Origin of the sequence: Marinobacterium weihaiense, assembly GCF_019061305.1 — a bacterium.
In the GTDB taxonomy this organism is placed as follows: domain Bacteria; phylum Pseudomonadota; class Gammaproteobacteria; order Pseudomonadales; family Balneatricaceae; genus Marinobacterium; species Marinobacterium weihaiense.
On the sequence record NZ_JAHQZT010000027.1, the window covers coordinates 1 to 15,054 of the forward strand.

Sequence of the window (15,054 nt, forward strand, 5' to 3'; positions counted from 1 at the left end):
GGATGAATTGCTCAATGGCGTGGTACATGATGTCGCGAGCGACGAACCAAGGATAACGCCTTTGGCTTATATGATCATCCGGGATGCGACACTTAGTGAAAAAAAATTCTTTCGTATAGATAACGGAAGAATTGAACAGATCATCGACAACAAAAATGAAAAATCCAGAGACGCACTTATTTGGCAGAATCTCTTCTTTGGTAAAAGAATAATAAAAAAGGTTAAACACCCCGATGTCTTTATGGCTAGTAACTCACCTCTTTTTAATTACCCAGAAATAATAGATGATGTACTAAAGTATGTTATTATCCCTAAACCATTAGCGAATGAATATAGAAAACAAATAAAGAAAAATTCATAAATTCGGTAGAGAGTTATACTTTATTGCTTCATTAATATGTTCAGGCACTAAATGAGCATACCGCATCGTCATCTGAATAGATGCATGGCCCTGTGCATTGTGAAGCGTTAGCACATTTCCACCATTCACCATTAAATGACTGGCGAATGTATGCCGCAGGACGTGGGTTCTCTGCCTTTCGGCACCTTTATCCCAAGCTCCTACCGTACGTTAGTGAATAACTGACAACAGTCAATGAGCGGCCATCTACTCTCCTGGGGTTGTATCTGTTGGTAAATAAAGCCCCGCTGCGATCGAAAAGGACGATACCCTTCCCGCTTTGGGTTCGGTACCCGGTGGCCGGATTGCTTCGGATCTAAGAAGCAGGGTAGAGTCCTTCCGCACCTCGCGCACCAGCGCCAAAGGTATTGTGTCACTACATACCTACAGCAGAACCACCCAACTGACACCAAAATCGTCACCGCCCCACGCTCTGGATACCTTTATTTACGTGCAGAATCGCCACCAAAGCCACCTTAATACAGGCTGAATTCGTGATTTTATGGAACGCTTGTTTTGGTCGCAAAACGGTAACTGTCTGCAAACAACTACACACAATAAATATGTGGGAATTATTCCTGTCACGCTATTGTCATCGCCGCTCAGATCGTCTAAAACCGTAACGGAATTGCATTATTTATCTGCTTGAATATGCATCCATTCCGACCCTTGCCTGCCGCCCGCTGCGGCGGGGCATACTGAACAGGGAAGACGCATGAAGATTGGGACACTGGGTTTCCCGGACGATCAGCTCAAAAAGCTGGACAAGATTCTGACACTGTCCAAAAGCCGTACCATGGCTCTGGTTGAATTTGATCCTGCCTGCCTGCCGGATCTGTTACTGGTAATGGGCGACACCCTGGACGCCCATACCGAGGTCGCAAGCCTTCCTGACGATTACCGTGCCCGCCTGATACTGGTCAACAAACAGAAGCCGGCCAACAGCGACCCTGCACATATCAAGCTGCCGTTCATTTCGTCGCGAGTGCTGCGCACACTGGAAGCCTACGAGCCCCTGCCGACCGACGATGACAAAAGCATCGAACAAGAGGTTATGCAGGAAGCAGCTGTAGCCGAAACGTCTGCCATCGATCAAGCTACCGCCCTTGAACAGGAACGGGCGTCACCGGTTCCAGCCGCTCAGCCGGGTACACTCGAAGCCGACGCACAGGAAGCCAACGCCAGCACCAAAGAAAATCCCTTCAGCAAGTACGATGCTCAGATCGAGGAAGTCCGTCGTCAGCAGGCCGAGCGTGAAGCACAACAACAGGATCAGCACTATGCCGTGCTGGTGGTGGACGACAGCCACCCCATGCAGCAGATGCTGGCGAAAGAGCTCCAGCAGATGGACCAGCCGGTCAACATCGACTTTGCCGATGACGGTGAAACCGCCCTGGAAAAGGCTGAAAGCAACCACTACGACTTCATCTTCCTGGATATCATGATGCCGGGCATCGACGGGTTTGAGACCTGCACTCGCCTGCGCCAGATGCCCGCACTGAAGAAAACACCGATCATCATGCTATCGTCGAAAACATCACCACTGGACGAGGTGAAGGGGATAATGGCAGGATCATCCACTTATCTGACCAAACCCATCGATCATGTCGAGTTTCAAAAGGTGATCAAGCGAGTTTCTCGCTGGGTCAGCGAGTTCAAGAAATAGCTGGATCGATACACAACGAAAACTGGAAATATAATCACATGGCAGTCAACAAGATTCTGATCGTAGAGGATGATCCGGTTCAGCAGCAGCGTCTGCGCGATATCCTGGTCGCAACAGGTGCTGAAATCGTGGTCGGTTCGAACGGCCAGCAGGGCATTACCCTGGCAGCAGAGCAAAAACCCGACTTGATCTTCATGGATATTGTCATGCCCGAAGTTGATGGTTTTTCTGCCTGCCGCCAGATCACCAATGGGGCAGATACCAAGGGCATTCCGGTGGTTATTGTCTCCAGTAAAAACGAAGATGCCGACCGTGTCTGGGCACAGTTGCAGGGTGCCAGTGCCGTTGTGGCCAAGCCGTACACTGAGCAGGAAATCCTGGATCAGGTCAAGGCTTTCAGTTAAGGAGAACCACGTGCATGGATGACCTGATCCAAGGCGACCAGACGGACCTCCCTCACCTTCCGGGTCAGGAAGAGATGCCGGATTTTGACGAAATCCGGCATGGTTTCGAACTCAATGATCGCTACTACATGTTGTCGGCGGATACCTTTTCCGAGCTGGCGGCTCGCAGCCGCGTTTGCTCATTGCCGGACAGCCCACCCTGGTTCAGAGGTTTCATCAACCACCGAGGCCATACGGTGCCGGTATATGACCTGCCCTACATGGCAAGCCAAGAGCGTACCGATCTGCGCAAGCCCTACTGGATTCTGCTGGTGGATCAACAGCCACACACCGCTGGCTTTATCCTGACGGAGTTGCCGACGGCCATTATCGATCCCGTGCACGAATCCAACCGGCTGAACGATGATGCCGAGGTACCTAAGGCATTGCATCCCTTCCTGGTGGCAACCTATCAGGCCCAGGGACAGCATTGGTTCGAGCTGGACCATCGCGCTCTGCTGAAGCAGCTGAAAAAAACGTTCTACCAACCGGCTGCATTGTTCGAATAACCCGTATTCGTCATCCATATTGCTGAAAGGAACTACACATGCCTCTTTTCTGGGAACTTCAGAACATTCGGATGGGGATCAAGTTTGCCATCTCCGGTGTCCTGCTGGTTGCGGGCATTATTGCCATCGCCGTCGCCTACTACCAAACCATCGTGATTGACGAAAAGTCCCAGGCGATCAGCCGTGAAACGCGCCAGCTGGCTGAAGACACCTCGCGGCTGGACTTCCTGCTGGTCGATGTACAACAAAGCCTGACAGAGGCTCGCCTGTCGCCCAGCAGCAAGAACCTGACCGAACTGGTCGTGGCGGCACAGAATTTCAGCAATGGCCTGGACTCCCTGTTGCTACGCCTGCGCAGCGACGAAGACCGTCGCAACGTTCGCAAGCGTCTGGAGAGCTTAGGTTTCAACGAGAAAATGGAACGCCTGAAAGAGATTCGCGAACAGGGCGCTGCGCCGACGTTACAGGCCGCACTGATGCAGCAGACCGTCGGTACGCTGCTGGCCGACCTACGTGAGGTTAACGCCAGCCTGCAGTTGCTGACCCGCGTTTATGCCGATCAGGATATCGCCAACCGTACCGAAGCCATGGCACAGATGGTCAAGCTGTTCTTCGCATCGCTGGTGGTATTGGGCCTGGCCATGGCCGTTGCACTGGCGATCGCCAAGTACGGCGTACTGGACCCGGTTCAGCGCATTCAGGATACCGTTGATGCCGTGCGCGCCGGTGACACTGAAGCACGCACCCGCTTGGAGAGTAAGGACGAGCTGGGCCAGATGGCCACGGTACTGGATACCCTGCTGGACGAGAAGGAAGAGGCACTCGCGCGCCAAGCGGCCGAGAACAAGAAGTTGAACGCGTCCATCATCGAGTTGATTCAGAGCGTCTTCAAGATCAGCCAGCGAGACCTCACCGTTCGCGTACCCGTAGCCGAAGACATTACCGGTGCGGTTGCCGATTCCATTAACCAGTTGACCAACTCCATCGAAAACGTACTGCGTGAAGTCAGCGCCGTTACTTCCGAAGTTAACACCACCTCGGTACAGGTTAAGACCCAGTCCGAAGCGGTACTGCTGCAGGCCACCAAGGAGCAGGAAGAGATCAACGAGACTCTGGAAGGTCTGGACTCCGCCATCCAGGCGATGCAGCTGATCGCCAAGCTGGCCGCGGTCACCAACAGTGCCTCACAAAAAGCCATTAATACCTCCGAGAACGCCCGAGAATCGGTGTCCGCAACCATCGACAGCATCAACAAGATTCGTCAGACCATCCACGAGGCCGAAAAGCGTATCAAGCGACTGGGCGAACGTTCACAGGAGATCGGCGGTATCATCAGTCTGATCAACAACATTTCCGAGCGTACTCACATTCTGTCCCTGAACGCGAGCATGCATGCGGCCTCTGCCGGTGAAGCTGGTCGAGGCCTGATGGTGGTGGTAGACGAAGTACAGCGTCTGGCGGAAAACTCGCGCGAGGCGACCTCCGAGATCGAGAGCCTGGTCAACAACATTCAGCTGGAAACCGCTGACACCATCCACGTTATCAATACGGTAATCGAGGACGTTGTAGCCGGTACTCGCCTGGCAGAGCAGGCTGGTGAGCGTATGGAAGAAACCCGGGACACCACCCAGTCGCTGGTTGAGTCCGTTGTGCGTATCGCACAGAACGCGACCGGTCAGGCGAAGCTGGCCCAGAACCTGCGCCAGCGTGCTGGCAGTATCAATGAGTTTACACAGGCTACCAACACCGAGATGCTGCAGCAGAAACAGCTGTCCGAGCGTCTGGTAGGCGCCGCCGATGAGCTGCAGCGCTCCATCAGCGTGTTCAAACTCAAGCCTTCAGAGTAATTAAGGGTGACAACCGATATGGCGCAATGGTCAGACGCACAGACTCGGCTTGCCGCCCTGATGCAACAGCTGGACAGTCCCGATGCAGTTCTGCCCGCAGCCCTTGCAGAACAGCTGCAGGCACAGGCCGACCTGTGCATGGAAGCCGACTTATCCGGCAGCGCTGACCTGCTGGCCCTGGTGGCTGAGCTGGTGGACGGAGAAGCACCCGACGCAGCCCTGGATGAATATCGCTGCTCACAGCTGCAGCAGGTACTGATGCAGCTACCGCTGATCAGTCCACAGATACCAGACCAGGAGCAGGAGGTGCTGGCTACCCTAGCTTCTGAAACCTGGCAGGCCCCTCTGGAGAGCGATGATCTGGATGCCCTCACCGAGATGCTGGCAGCCGACCGGGAAATGCTGGCAGCACAAGCCTCGGAAGCAGCCGACACAGCACCGCTCCAGGGTTCCGTGGATGTGCCCGAGGCTAACGCCTCGTCTGTCGTCGATGTAGGCACCGACATGGCTGCCGACCAACCGATTCATTTGGCTGAATCCCCGGAGGCCCTGGCCGAGCAACTACAGGCCCTGGCCGAGCCCCTGGCGGAGTCCGATAACCCGCTGCCGGCAGATCTGGCAGCACTGGGCTGTGAACTGATCGGCAGCTGCGAAGAACTGTCACACCCGGCTGTCGCCGCCATGTACGACGCTCTGCAGGCACTGATCGATCAGCCAAACCGGGCCCATGCCAGTGCCGTGATTGAACGATTGAGTGATGACCGCTGGCCGGAACCGCTGGATGACGAAGACATCGAGGGCCAGCGTGAACTGCTGGACGAGGTATTCCCCGCTGTCGAAGCGCATGCCGAAACGAATGACACCGAGAGCGCCGACGAACCGGCTCCGGCACCGGCGGCTGCAAAGAATGTTGCAGGTCTCGATGCAGTGCCGGACGCACAGGCCGATGCCGATGCCGATGCCGATACCGATACCGCCATGGAAGCCACCGTATCAACCGAGTCAATCGCCGAACAGCTGGCAGAACTGGCCGATCCCCTGAGCGATGGCGACACCCCTGTCCTGGCCGACCTGATCGCATTAACCGCCGAGCTGGTCGGTGCCTGTGACGATGCTGACCACCCTCTGGTCACTCGCGCCCAGAACGTGGTCCGGGCGCTGCTGGCGGCCCCCGGCCCGGATACCGCCAATGCCTTGCTTGAACTGATGGCCGATTCGCAGTGGCCCGAACCGCTGGACGAAGAGGATCTCCTGGACCAGCGCGACCTGCTATCCGCCGCTTTCGCAACCGATGCTCCGGCAGACATTCCGGCCGCCACTGTCTCGGCTGACGAAGCCTCGCTGCTGGATACCGCCGACACGCCCGAAGCCCTGGCCGAGCTGCTGGCGTCTCTGGCCGAGCCGCTGAGCGATGGTGACAACCCGGTTCTGGGAGATCTGGTGGCGCTAGCCACCGAGCAGATCAGTGCTTGCGACAGCCTTGATCATCCGGCCATTCTCCGGGTCAAGCCGTTGCTGCACGAACTGCTGGAAAGCCCCGAACACGATACCGCAATCGCCCTGCTGCAACAGCTGGGCGATTCTGCCTGGCCCGAGCCGCTGGAACAGGACGACCAGGATGACCTGCGTGTCCTGCTGGACGAAACCCTGGCACCGGCCGAGGCGTCCGTAAACCTTGACGCCAGCACAGCGGAAACATCACCATTCGCGACTTCTACGGCAGAAACGCTACCACCGGCCATGGCAGATGCCGAACCACCAGCGTTCTGCGATGTTGACATGACTCTGCTCGAGCAGGCTGGTCCCTCGGTAGACCCGAGCATCCTCGGCATGCTGGTCGGCTCTCTGCAGGCACTGCAGGAACAGTGGCAGGCCGATAGCGGTGAACAGCCCGAAGACCTGCTGAACAGCAGCCTTGACGCCCTGACGCCTCTGGCACGCGCCTGCGCTACCGTTAACCTGACCGGCCTTAACCTGCTGCTGACCGGCCTGAATCACAACCTGGAATGGTTCCTGGAGCACCCCGCCAGCTTCAGGCCCGAGGCCCGCAGCCATTTTGGCAGCTGCCTGCAGGCAGTACATGTGTATCTGGACGCACTGGCGGACAAGCATGCACGCGAAGACCTCATCGATGTTATCAGCGATGACCGACTGCCGATCCATGCTGGACCCCAGCAAGCCGCCTTCATCTCCGGCCTGCTGGCACTGGCGAGTATTCAATCGCCGGACGATATCGAGTGTGAAACGGCCACGGCCGAGGATGTTGCGCTGAGCGTCGGTGACGATATCGACCCGCAGCTGATGGAAATGCTGTATGACGAACTGCCGGTGCTGGTCGAGGAGTTCCAGCAGCAGTTGCAGGCCGTCATGGTCGACCATGAAGCGGACGCCCTGCTCAGTGCGCAGCGTGCGGCACATACCATCAAGGGCCTGGCCAACATGGCCGGCATCAAGGGCCTGGCCAACCTGACCCACCACCTGGAAGATATTCTTGAGGTTCTGACCGACGCCAAGCTATTCCCCGGTGACAAGCTCAAGCGCGACCTGACACTGGCATCCGACTGCATGGCCCAGATGAGCGAGAGTATCACCGAAGAGACTGATGCGCCGGACAATGCCCAGCAGCAGTTGCAGTCCATGATGACCTGGTTCTACCGTTTACGCACCGAGGGCATCGAATGCGCCAGTGAACCGCTTGGCAAGGATGATGCTCCGGCCCCAGTGCCGTCAGTGTCTGCACCGGCAGCCAAATCTTCGCCGCGCCCTGCACCAGCCCACGGCGGCGAGGAGAAGGAACACGCCCATCTGCGTGTCGGCGTCAGCATTCTGGACAACCTGTTCCGTATTGCCGGTGAGTCCAGCACACTGAACGCGCAGCTAGATGACGCTCTGCAGCAGCTGCGCCGCTTGAGCCGTTCCAACCGTGAACGCCAGCGTGTCTTACAGAAAGTGCTGTTCGACCTGGAACAGCAGCTGCACGATCATTTCACCCTCAATGCGCACCTCCATGAGGGTGACAGCGAGTTCGACCCGCTGGAGATGGACCGCTACAACGCCATGCACACCACTCTGTCGCAGTTGCAGGAAGCCGTGGCCGATGTGCGTGAAGTAGATCAGGAAGCCGACCACCAGCTGCGCCAACTGGCCGAGTTGCACGTGCGCCAAAGCAACCTGCAGAAAGAGTCTCTGGACAACGTCCTGCATACGCGGCTGGTGGCTGTCAAAACCATCAGTTCACGCATGCAGCGCATCATGCGTCAGGCCTGTACTGCTGCCGGCAAGGAAGCACGCCTGATCATCGAGGGCGAAGACGTACTCATGGATAGCCAGATCCTCAACCAGCTGGCCGACCCATTGATGCACATTATCCGTAACGCCGTCGATCATGGCCTGGAAACGCCACATCTACGTTTCGAAGCCGGCAAGGATGAAACCGGGACCCTCACCATCCGTTTTGAGCAGCGCGAAGGCAAGGTACATGTCAGCTGTGCAGATGATGGCGCCGGCATCAACCTGCAGCGTGTGCGCAAGATTGCCGAGGATAAGGGTATTGTGGCTCCGGACGCTGAATTGAGCGACCGTGACATTCAGCGCCTGATTCTGGTACCAGGCTTTTCCACCCGCGACGCCATCAGTCAGCTGTCCGGGCGTGGCATCGGCATGGACGTAGTCCATCAGCAGCTGACCCGCATGCAAGGCAGCCTGAATATTCATTCCGAGTTTGGCGTCGGCAGCCGGTTCGAATTGACCATGCCGGCATCGTCACTGCTGGTCCAAACGCTGCTGGTACGCTCGTCCGGACGCCGCGAGTATGCTCTGTCCAGCCACACCATCGAGCAGAGCCTGCTGTCAATTGATGGCGAGTTCCAGACCACCGACAACGGCATGAAGTTTGTCACTGCCGATTGCTCCTATCCCGCCTATACACTGGAAAGCCTGGTAGGCGAACCGCCGGCGGATTATCAGAACCTGCGTATTCACCCGGTTCTGGTGGTCAATCTGGATCAGGGGGAAAAGGCGGTTGTGATGGTACGAGAAGTCATTGCGCACCGCGAACTGGTGTTCAAGCCCTTGGGCGAGCATATTCCCGATATTGCCGGGGTCGCCGGGGTGACTATCCTGGCCAACGGTGATGTCGCGCCGATTGTCGACTTGCCAGCCCGCATCCTGGATCGCAACTCGGTCCTGGCTGCCGCCCACGACAGCTTCGAGCCCGCGTTCGAATTACGCCTGCCACACCTGCTGGTGGTCGATGACTCGCTCAGTGCACGCAAGACCCTCGCCACCCTGCTCAGCGACAGCGGCTACCAAGTCACGACCGCAATCGATGGCCTGGATGCGCTGGACAAGGTCCGCTCCGACCCGCCGGAGCTGATTCTGACCGACCTGGAAATGCCGCGCATGACCGGCATGGAGCTGGCAGCCATTATTCGCAATAGTGAAAAGTACAGTCGCATCCCGGTGGTCATGATCACCTCGCGATCCACCAGCAAGCACCGTGGCGAAGCAGAAGCCGCGGGGGTCTCCGCCTACCTGACCAAGCCCTGGACCGAAGCGGGCGTTCTGGAAAAGGTCCAGTCCCTGCTGTTCTGATCCATCCTGCCTCCCGGCCGGCCTCGCAATGCGAGTGCCGGTACGGGTTTACACCCATTTGTCAACGGTGGACGCGCCGTTTTCCACAGGGTATAAATGACCCTTTTGGTCGGTTTATATCGGCCGTCGCTAATACATGTCCCGACAACGATTGACCGGAGTCTGACCCGCTGATGAGCCTATTCTGGATCCCGCTACTGCCGCTGCTCGGTACCTTGGTTCCCCTGCTCAGTGAGCGCTTTGGCCGCAGCGCCTGTGCCCTGTTCACGGCATTGCTGCCGGCAGGCGCGCTGGCTTTGGTGTTGAGCCATGCCCCGGAGATTTTCGCGGGTGAAACCCTGCAGCAAAGCTTCAGCTGGATTCCGGCCATGGGGCTCGATCTGGCCTTCCGCCTGGACGGCCTGGCCCTGCTGTTCTGCCTGCTGATCCTCGGCATCGGCCTGCTGATCATTCTGTATGCCCGCTATTACCTGTCGGCGCAGGATTCCATGTCGCGCTTCTATGCCTATCTGATCCTGTTCATGACCGCGATGGTTGGCATCGTCACCGCCAACAACCTGATCCAGCTGTGGCTGTTCTGGGAGCTGACCAGTATCAGCTCCTTCCTGCTGATCAGCTTCTGGAACCACAAGAGCGAAGCACGCAAGGGCGCCCGCATGGCGCTGACCGTCACTGGCGCCGGGGGACTGGCCCTGCTGGCCGGTCTGTTACTGATCGGTCATATCGTCGGCAGCCACGATCTGGGCGTGGTGCTGGCCAGCGGTGATACCCTGCGTGAGCATGCCGCCTATCCGGTGGCGCTGGTACTGGTACTCCTGGGCGCCTTCACCAAGTCGGCGCAGTTTCCGTTTCATTTCTGGCTGCCCCACGCCATGGCGGCGCCGACACCGGTCAGCGCTTATCTGCACTCGGCCACCATGGTCAAGGCTGGCATCTTTCTGTTGGCACGCTTCTACCCGGTCTTGTCCGGCACCGAGCTCTGGTTCCTGATTGTCAGCCTCACCGGTCTCGCCACGCTGCTGCTGGGCGCCTATATTGCGCTGTTCAAACACGACCTCAAGGGGCTGCTGGCCTACTCCACTGTCAGCCATCTCGGCCTGATCACCCTGCTGCTGGGGATGGACACCCAGCTAGCCGCCGTGGCCGCCGTATTCCACATCATCAACCACGCGATCTTCAAGGCTTCGCTGTTCATGGCAGCCGGCATCATCGATCATGAATGCGGCTCCCGTGACATGCGCAAGCTCAATGGCCTGTGGAAGTACATGCCGCATACAGCCACCCTGGCCATGGTCGCAGCTGCCTCCATGGCGGGTGTGCCACTGCTGAACGGCTTCCTGTCCAAGGAGATGTTCTTCGCCGAAACCCTGCACCAGGTGTCTCTAGGCTCGCTGTCGTGGATGGTGCCGGTACTGGCGACCCTGGGCGGCGTGTTCTCGGTCGCCTACTCGACCCGTTTCATCCATGACGTCTTCTTCAACGGCGAGCCCGTCGACCTGCCGAAAACACCCCATGAGCCGCCGCGCTACATGAAGGTACCGGTCGAAATTCTAGTGGCGCTCTGTCTGCTGGTGGGCATTTTCCCGAGCGTTATTGCCGGTGGTCTGCTGTCGGCCGCGTCCTCTTCCGTGCTGGCCGGCAATCTGCCCGAGTACAGTCTGTCAATCTGGCACGGCTTCAACCTGCCGCTGCTGATGAGCGTCATCGCCATGGTGGGCGGCTTGATCATCTACTATAACCGCCGCCACCTGTACCAGTTCCAGGCCCAGTTCCCCGAGAGCGATGCCAAGCTGGTGTTCGAGCGCATGATCCAGTCACTGGTGGCAGGCGCAGCCCGTGTGCACAAGTTCTGTGAAAACGGCTCGCTGCAGCGTTACATGCTGTTCCTGCTGATGTTTGCACTGGCTCTGACCGCCGGGCCGCTGATGGATCTGAACACCACTGCTGGACTGCGACCGCACCTGCCGGTCGACGGCGTCGAGATCACGGCAGCAGTACTGCTCTGTCTCAGTGCACTGGCAACGGTGATCTGGCACCGCAAGCGCATGATCGCCCTGCTGACCCTGTCCGTGGTCGGCCTGATCGTGTCCATCGCCTTTGCCCGTTTCTCGGCCCCTGACCTGGCGCTGACCCAGCTGTCGGTCGAAGTGGTCACGGTGATTCTGCTGATGCTGGCGCTGTTCTTCCTGCCGCAGAAGACGCCGAAAGAGTCCTCGCCGCGCCGCGTGGTGCGTGACCTGAGCATTGCCGCCATCATCGGCGGCATCATCGGCACCATCAACTACGCTTTGATGACCCGTCCGCTGGACAGCATCTCCGACTTCTTCCTGGCCAACAGCAAGGTCGGCGGCGGCGGTACCAACGTGGTCAACGTGATTCTGGTCGACTTCCGTGGCTTTGACACCCTGGGCGAGATCACCGTACTGGGCATCGCCGCGCTGGGCATTTTCAAGCTGATTGCCCGCATGCGCCTGTACATGCCGGCCGGTGACGAACACGGCCGTCCCTGGGCCCGAGACCGCCACCCGGTCATGCTGGCCGTCATTTCCCAGAGCCTGTTGCCGCTGGCGTTGCTGGTCTCGGTGTATATCTTCCTGCGCGGCCATAACCTGCCGGGCGGCGGCTTCATCGCCGGCCTTGTGACCTCGGTGGCGCTGGTGCAGCAATACGTGGCCCACGGGGTCGACTGGATCAAGGAACGCTTGAAGGTGGATTACCAGTGGCTGATCGCCAGTGGCGTGCTGATCGCCGCCCTGACCGGGGTCGGCAGCTGGGCCTTTGACCGCCCGTTCCTGACCTCCTGGTTCGACTATTTCAGCCTGCCCTGGATTGGCAAGTTCGAGCTTGCCAGCGCCATGGTCTTCGACCTCGGGGTCTACCTGACCGTAGTCGGCGCCACCCTGCTGATCCTGGCTAACCTGGGCAAGCTCACCACCAATCATCGTCCTACTCAGCCGGAGTCTGAATAATGGAAGCCGTTTACGCCATCTGTGTCGGCCTGCTGACCTTCTCGGGCGTGTTCCTCTGTCTGCGGGGGCGCACCTTCCCGGTGGTCATGGGGCTGACCCTGCTGTCCTATGCCGTCAACCTGTTCCTGTTCTCCAGCGGCCGTCTCAAGCTGGATGGCGCCGCCATTCTGGGCACCTCGTACAGCTACGCTGATCCCCTGCCTCAGGCACTGGTGCTGACCGCCATCGTGATCGGCTTTGCCATGACCGCGTTCATCGTCATTCTGGCCATGCGTGCCCGTGCCGATCTGGGCAACGACCATGTCGATGGTCGTCTGCCTCCGCAGCCTGAAGCCAAGCCGCGCCGCAAGAAGGAGCACGCATGAGCGAACACCTGACCATTCTGCCGATTCTGCTGCCGCTGATCGGTGGCCTGCTGCTGCTGTTGCCGCCGCTGGGCACCAATCTGGTGCGCCAGCGCGCAGGCGCCCTGGTCGTGGCCGTACTGACGTTGGGATGCGCCATCGCCCTGTTGCTGCAAAGCCAGCAGGCGGGTATTCAGCTGTATGTGCTGGGCAACTGGCAGCCGCCGTTCGGTATCGTGCTGGTAGCCGACCGCCTGTCAACCCTGCTGGTCTTGCTCACGTCGGTGCTGGGGCTGGCCTCGCTGCTGTATGCCAGCGCCGGTGACGACCGCACAGGTGCCCATTTCTACCCGCTGATCCTGCTGCAGTTGATGGGCATCAACGGTGCGTTCCTCACCGGCGATATCTTCAACCTGTTCGTGTTCTTCGAGGTGCTGCTGATCGCCTCCTACGCGCTGCTGATTCATGGCGGCGGCAAACAGAAGACCCAGGCCGGATTCCATTACGTGGCGCTGAACCTGGTGGGTTCCAGCCTATTCCTGTTTGCACTGGGCATTCTCTACGGCACCCTCGGAACCCTGAACATCGCCGACATGTCCACCAAGGTCGCCACCCTGTCCGATGGCGAGAAGGTGCTGGCTCGCGCGGGCGGCCTGCTGCTGCTGGCCGTGTTCGGCCTCAAGGCCGCCATGCTGCCGTTGCATTTCTGGCTGACGCGCACCTATGCTTCGGCCTGCGCACCGGTGGCGGCACTCTTCGCCATCATGACCAAGGTCGGCATCTACAGCATTTACCGCGTTCATACCGTAATCTTCGGCGCCAATGCCGGTGATCTGGCCTTCATGGCCCAGCCCTGGATCTGGCCGCTGGCCCTGCTGACCCTGCTGGCCGGAAGCATCGGCGCCCTGGCCAGCCCCAATCTGCGCGAACTGACAGCCAACCTGGTGATTGTTTCCGTGGGCACACTGCTGGTGTCGGTTGCACTGCAGAGCAAAGCGGCCACCGCGGCTGGCTTGTACTACCTGGTGCACAGCACCCTGGTGTGTGCCGCCCTGTTCATGATTGCCGACCTGATCGGTCAGCAACGCGGCAAGGCCTGCGACCGCTTCGTGATGTCACGCAAGGTCCGCCAGCCGGCTCTGCTGGGCATCATGTTCTTCGTTGCCGCCATGGCCGTGGCCGGCATACCACCGTTTTCCGGCTTTGTCGGCAAGGTCATGCTGCTGCAGTCCGCTGACAGCACCAGCGAGATGTTCTGGGCCTGGCCGGCTATTCTGATAAGCAGCCTGGTGACCATTGTGGCCCTGTCCCGCGGCGGTACCACCCTGTTCTGGCGCCGCAGCAGTGACAAGACCCAGGCCGACCCCGCATCACCCTGGCATATTGCCGCCGTGGTCGTACTGCTGGCCGCAGCACCGCTAATGGTGGTGCTGGGCGGGCCGATCACCGCGTACACCGCCGCTGCCGCCGAGCAGCTGCACCAGGTGCCTGCATCCCTTGATCTGCTGCTGCCGGGAGGTTCGTCATGAGTCGTTTGCGCTGGCTGCCCATGCCACTGCACAGCCTGTTGCTGCTGGTTGTCTGGCTGTTGCTCAACAATACCGTCTCGCCGGGCCACCTGGTGCTGGGCACGGTACTGGCCCTGATCATTCCGCTGCTGTGCGCCCCGCTGCAGACCACCCAGCCGCGCGTGGTACGCCCGCTGCTGGCCCTGCGCTACACCCTTAAAGTGCTGGTCGACATTGTGGTGGCCAATATCGAGGTCGCCATTCTGGTACTGGGCCCCATGCGTCGACTGCAGCCGGGGTTTGTCGCCGTGCCGCTGGAGATCACTGCCGATCTGCCGGTCACGCTGCTGGCCAGCACCGTTTCCCTGACGCCGGGTACGGTCAGTGCCGAGGTATCGGAAGACCGTCAATGGCTGTACGTTCATGCGCTTAACCTGACCGATGAACAGGCCCTGATCGATACCATCAAGACCCGTTACGAAGCCCCGTTGAAGGAGATCTTCGCATGCTGAACACCGCCATTCTGTTTGTCAGCGGCGTGCTCTGTGTGGCCCTGGTCCTCAACCTGTGGCGTCTGCTGCGCGGGCCGGACCTGTCGGACCGCATCCTGGCGCTGGACACCATGTATATCAACAGCATTGCCCTGATTTTGCTGTATGGCATGTACATGCGCAGCGCACTCTATTTCGAAGCGGCCCTGCTGATCGCCATGCTCGGCTTTGTCAGCACCGTCGCGCTGTGCAAATACCTGCTGCGCGGCGACATCATTGAATAG

Annotated in this window: 12 protein-coding genes; 11 read left to right on the plus strand and 1 reads right to left on the minus strand. The window is 59.1% G+C overall.

Going from position 1 to position 15,054, the window contains the following annotated elements:
• Positions 1-361, plus strand: a 361-nt coding sequence (locus KTN04_RS14410; protein ID WP_217335936.1) for a hypothetical protein, incomplete at its 5' end; no start/stop codon positions are given.
• On the opposite strand, the gene KTN04_RS14415 is transcribed toward KTN04_RS14410, so the two are convergent.
• Complete coding sequence (locus KTN04_RS14415) at positions 356-493, minus strand: hypothetical protein (protein ID WP_254262578.1); 138 nt, start codon at positions 491-493, stop codon at positions 356-358. The two genes, KTN04_RS14410 and KTN04_RS14415, sit on opposite strands and share 6 nt — an antisense overlap.
• 622 nt (positions 494-1,115) lie before the next feature.
• On the opposite strand from KTN04_RS14415, the gene KTN04_RS14420 reads away from it, so the two are divergent.
• The 10 genes from KTN04_RS14420 (at position 1,116) to KTN04_RS14465 (ending at position 15,054) form a co-directional block, all read left to right on the plus strand.
• Positions 1,116-2,066 carry a response regulator gene (locus KTN04_RS14420; protein WP_217335937.1) on the plus strand — a complete coding sequence of 317 codons (951 nt, stop codon included), beginning with the start codon at positions 1,116-1,118 and terminating at the stop codon, positions 2,064-2,066.
• Positions 2,067-2,104: 38 nt separating this feature from the next.
• Positions 2,105-2,470, plus strand: coding sequence for a response regulator (locus KTN04_RS14425; RefSeq protein WP_217335938.1), 366 nt, complete (start codon positions 2,105-2,107; stop codon positions 2,468-2,470).
• A 14-nt stretch (positions 2,471-2,484) separates the two neighbouring features.
• Positions 2,485-3,018: a chemotaxis protein CheW gene (locus KTN04_RS14430; RefSeq protein WP_217335939.1), complete on the plus strand. Its 534-nt coding sequence runs from the start codon at positions 2,485-2,487 to the stop codon at positions 3,016-3,018.
• Positions 3,019-3,056: 38 nt separating this feature from the next.
• Positions 3,057-4,865 carry a methyl-accepting chemotaxis protein gene (locus KTN04_RS14435; RefSeq protein WP_217335940.1) on the plus strand — a complete coding sequence of 603 codons (1,809 nt, stop codon included), beginning with the start codon at positions 3,057-3,059 and terminating at the stop codon, positions 4,863-4,865.
• An 18-nt stretch (positions 4,866-4,883) separates the two neighbouring features.
• Positions 4,884-9,458, plus strand: a complete 4,575-nt coding sequence (locus tag KTN04_RS16920; RefSeq protein WP_254262579.1) for a hybrid sensor histidine kinase/response regulator — start codon at positions 4,884-4,886, stop codon at positions 9,456-9,458.
• Positions 9,459-9,631: 173 nt separating this feature from the next.
• Positions 9,632-12,427 carry a monovalent cation/H+ antiporter subunit A gene (locus tag KTN04_RS14445; RefSeq protein WP_217335941.1) on the plus strand — a complete coding sequence of 932 codons (2,796 nt, stop codon included), beginning with the start codon at positions 9,632-9,634 and terminating at the stop codon, positions 12,425-12,427.
• Positions 12,427-12,792 carry a Na+/H+ antiporter subunit C gene (locus KTN04_RS14450; RefSeq protein ID WP_217335942.1) on the plus strand — a complete coding sequence of 122 codons (366 nt, stop codon included), beginning with the start codon at positions 12,427-12,429 and terminating at the stop codon, positions 12,790-12,792. The genes KTN04_RS14445 and KTN04_RS14450 overlap by 1 nt, the downstream gene beginning before the upstream one ends.
• Positions 12,789-14,300 (plus strand): monovalent cation/H+ antiporter subunit D, encoded by a 1,512-nt coding sequence (locus tag KTN04_RS14455; RefSeq protein ID WP_217335943.1) that lies wholly within the window; start codon positions 12,789-12,791, stop codon positions 14,298-14,300. The genes KTN04_RS14450 and KTN04_RS14455 overlap by 4 nt, the downstream gene beginning before the upstream one ends.
• On the plus strand, positions 14,297-14,791 hold the full coding sequence (locus KTN04_RS14460; RefSeq protein ID WP_217335944.1) for a Na+/H+ antiporter subunit E: 495 nt from the start codon (positions 14,297-14,299) through the stop codon (positions 14,789-14,791). Before KTN04_RS14455 ends, KTN04_RS14460 begins: the two co-directional genes overlap by 4 nt.
• Positions 14,785-15,054 (plus strand): K+/H+ antiporter subunit F, encoded by a 270-nt coding sequence (locus KTN04_RS14465; protein WP_217335945.1) that lies wholly within the window; start codon positions 14,785-14,787, stop codon positions 15,052-15,054. Before KTN04_RS14460 ends, KTN04_RS14465 begins: the two co-directional genes overlap by 7 nt.

What these genes read in the sequence shown, in the direction of transcription:
- KTN04_RS14415 (WP_254262578.1), bottom strand. Translation starts at nt 493, where the DNA reads ATGGTGAATGGTGGAAATGTGCTAACGCTTCACAATGCACAGGGCCAT.
- KTN04_RS14420 (WP_217335937.1), top strand. Translation starts at nt 1,116, where the DNA reads ATGAAGATTGGGACACTGGGTTTCCCGGACGATCAGCTCAAAAAGCTG.
- KTN04_RS14425 (WP_217335938.1), top strand. Translation starts at nt 2,105, where the DNA reads ATGGCAGTCAACAAGATTCTGATCGTAGAGGATGATCCGGTTCAGCAG.
- KTN04_RS14430 (WP_217335939.1), top strand. Translation starts at nt 2,485, where the DNA reads ATGGATGACCTGATCCAAGGCGACCAGACGGACCTCCCTCACCTTCCG.
- KTN04_RS14435 (WP_217335940.1), top strand. Translation starts at nt 3,057, where the DNA reads ATGCCTCTTTTCTGGGAACTTCAGAACATTCGGATGGGGATCAAGTTT.
- KTN04_RS16920 (WP_254262579.1), top strand. Translation starts at nt 4,884, where the DNA reads ATGGCGCAATGGTCAGACGCACAGACTCGGCTTGCCGCCCTGATGCAA.
- KTN04_RS14445 (WP_217335941.1), top strand. Translation starts at nt 9,632, where the DNA reads ATGAGCCTATTCTGGATCCCGCTACTGCCGCTGCTCGGTACCTTGGTT.
- KTN04_RS14450 (WP_217335942.1), top strand. Translation starts at nt 12,427, where the DNA reads ATGGAAGCCGTTTACGCCATCTGTGTCGGCCTGCTGACCTTCTCGGGC.
- KTN04_RS14455 (WP_217335943.1), top strand. Translation starts at nt 12,789, where the DNA reads ATGAGCGAACACCTGACCATTCTGCCGATTCTGCTGCCGCTGATCGGT.
- KTN04_RS14460 (WP_217335944.1), top strand. Translation starts at nt 14,297, where the DNA reads ATGAGTCGTTTGCGCTGGCTGCCCATGCCACTGCACAGCCTGTTGCTG.
- KTN04_RS14465 (WP_217335945.1), top strand. Translation starts at nt 14,785, where the DNA reads ATGCTGAACACCGCCATTCTGTTTGTCAGCGGCGTGCTCTGTGTGGCC.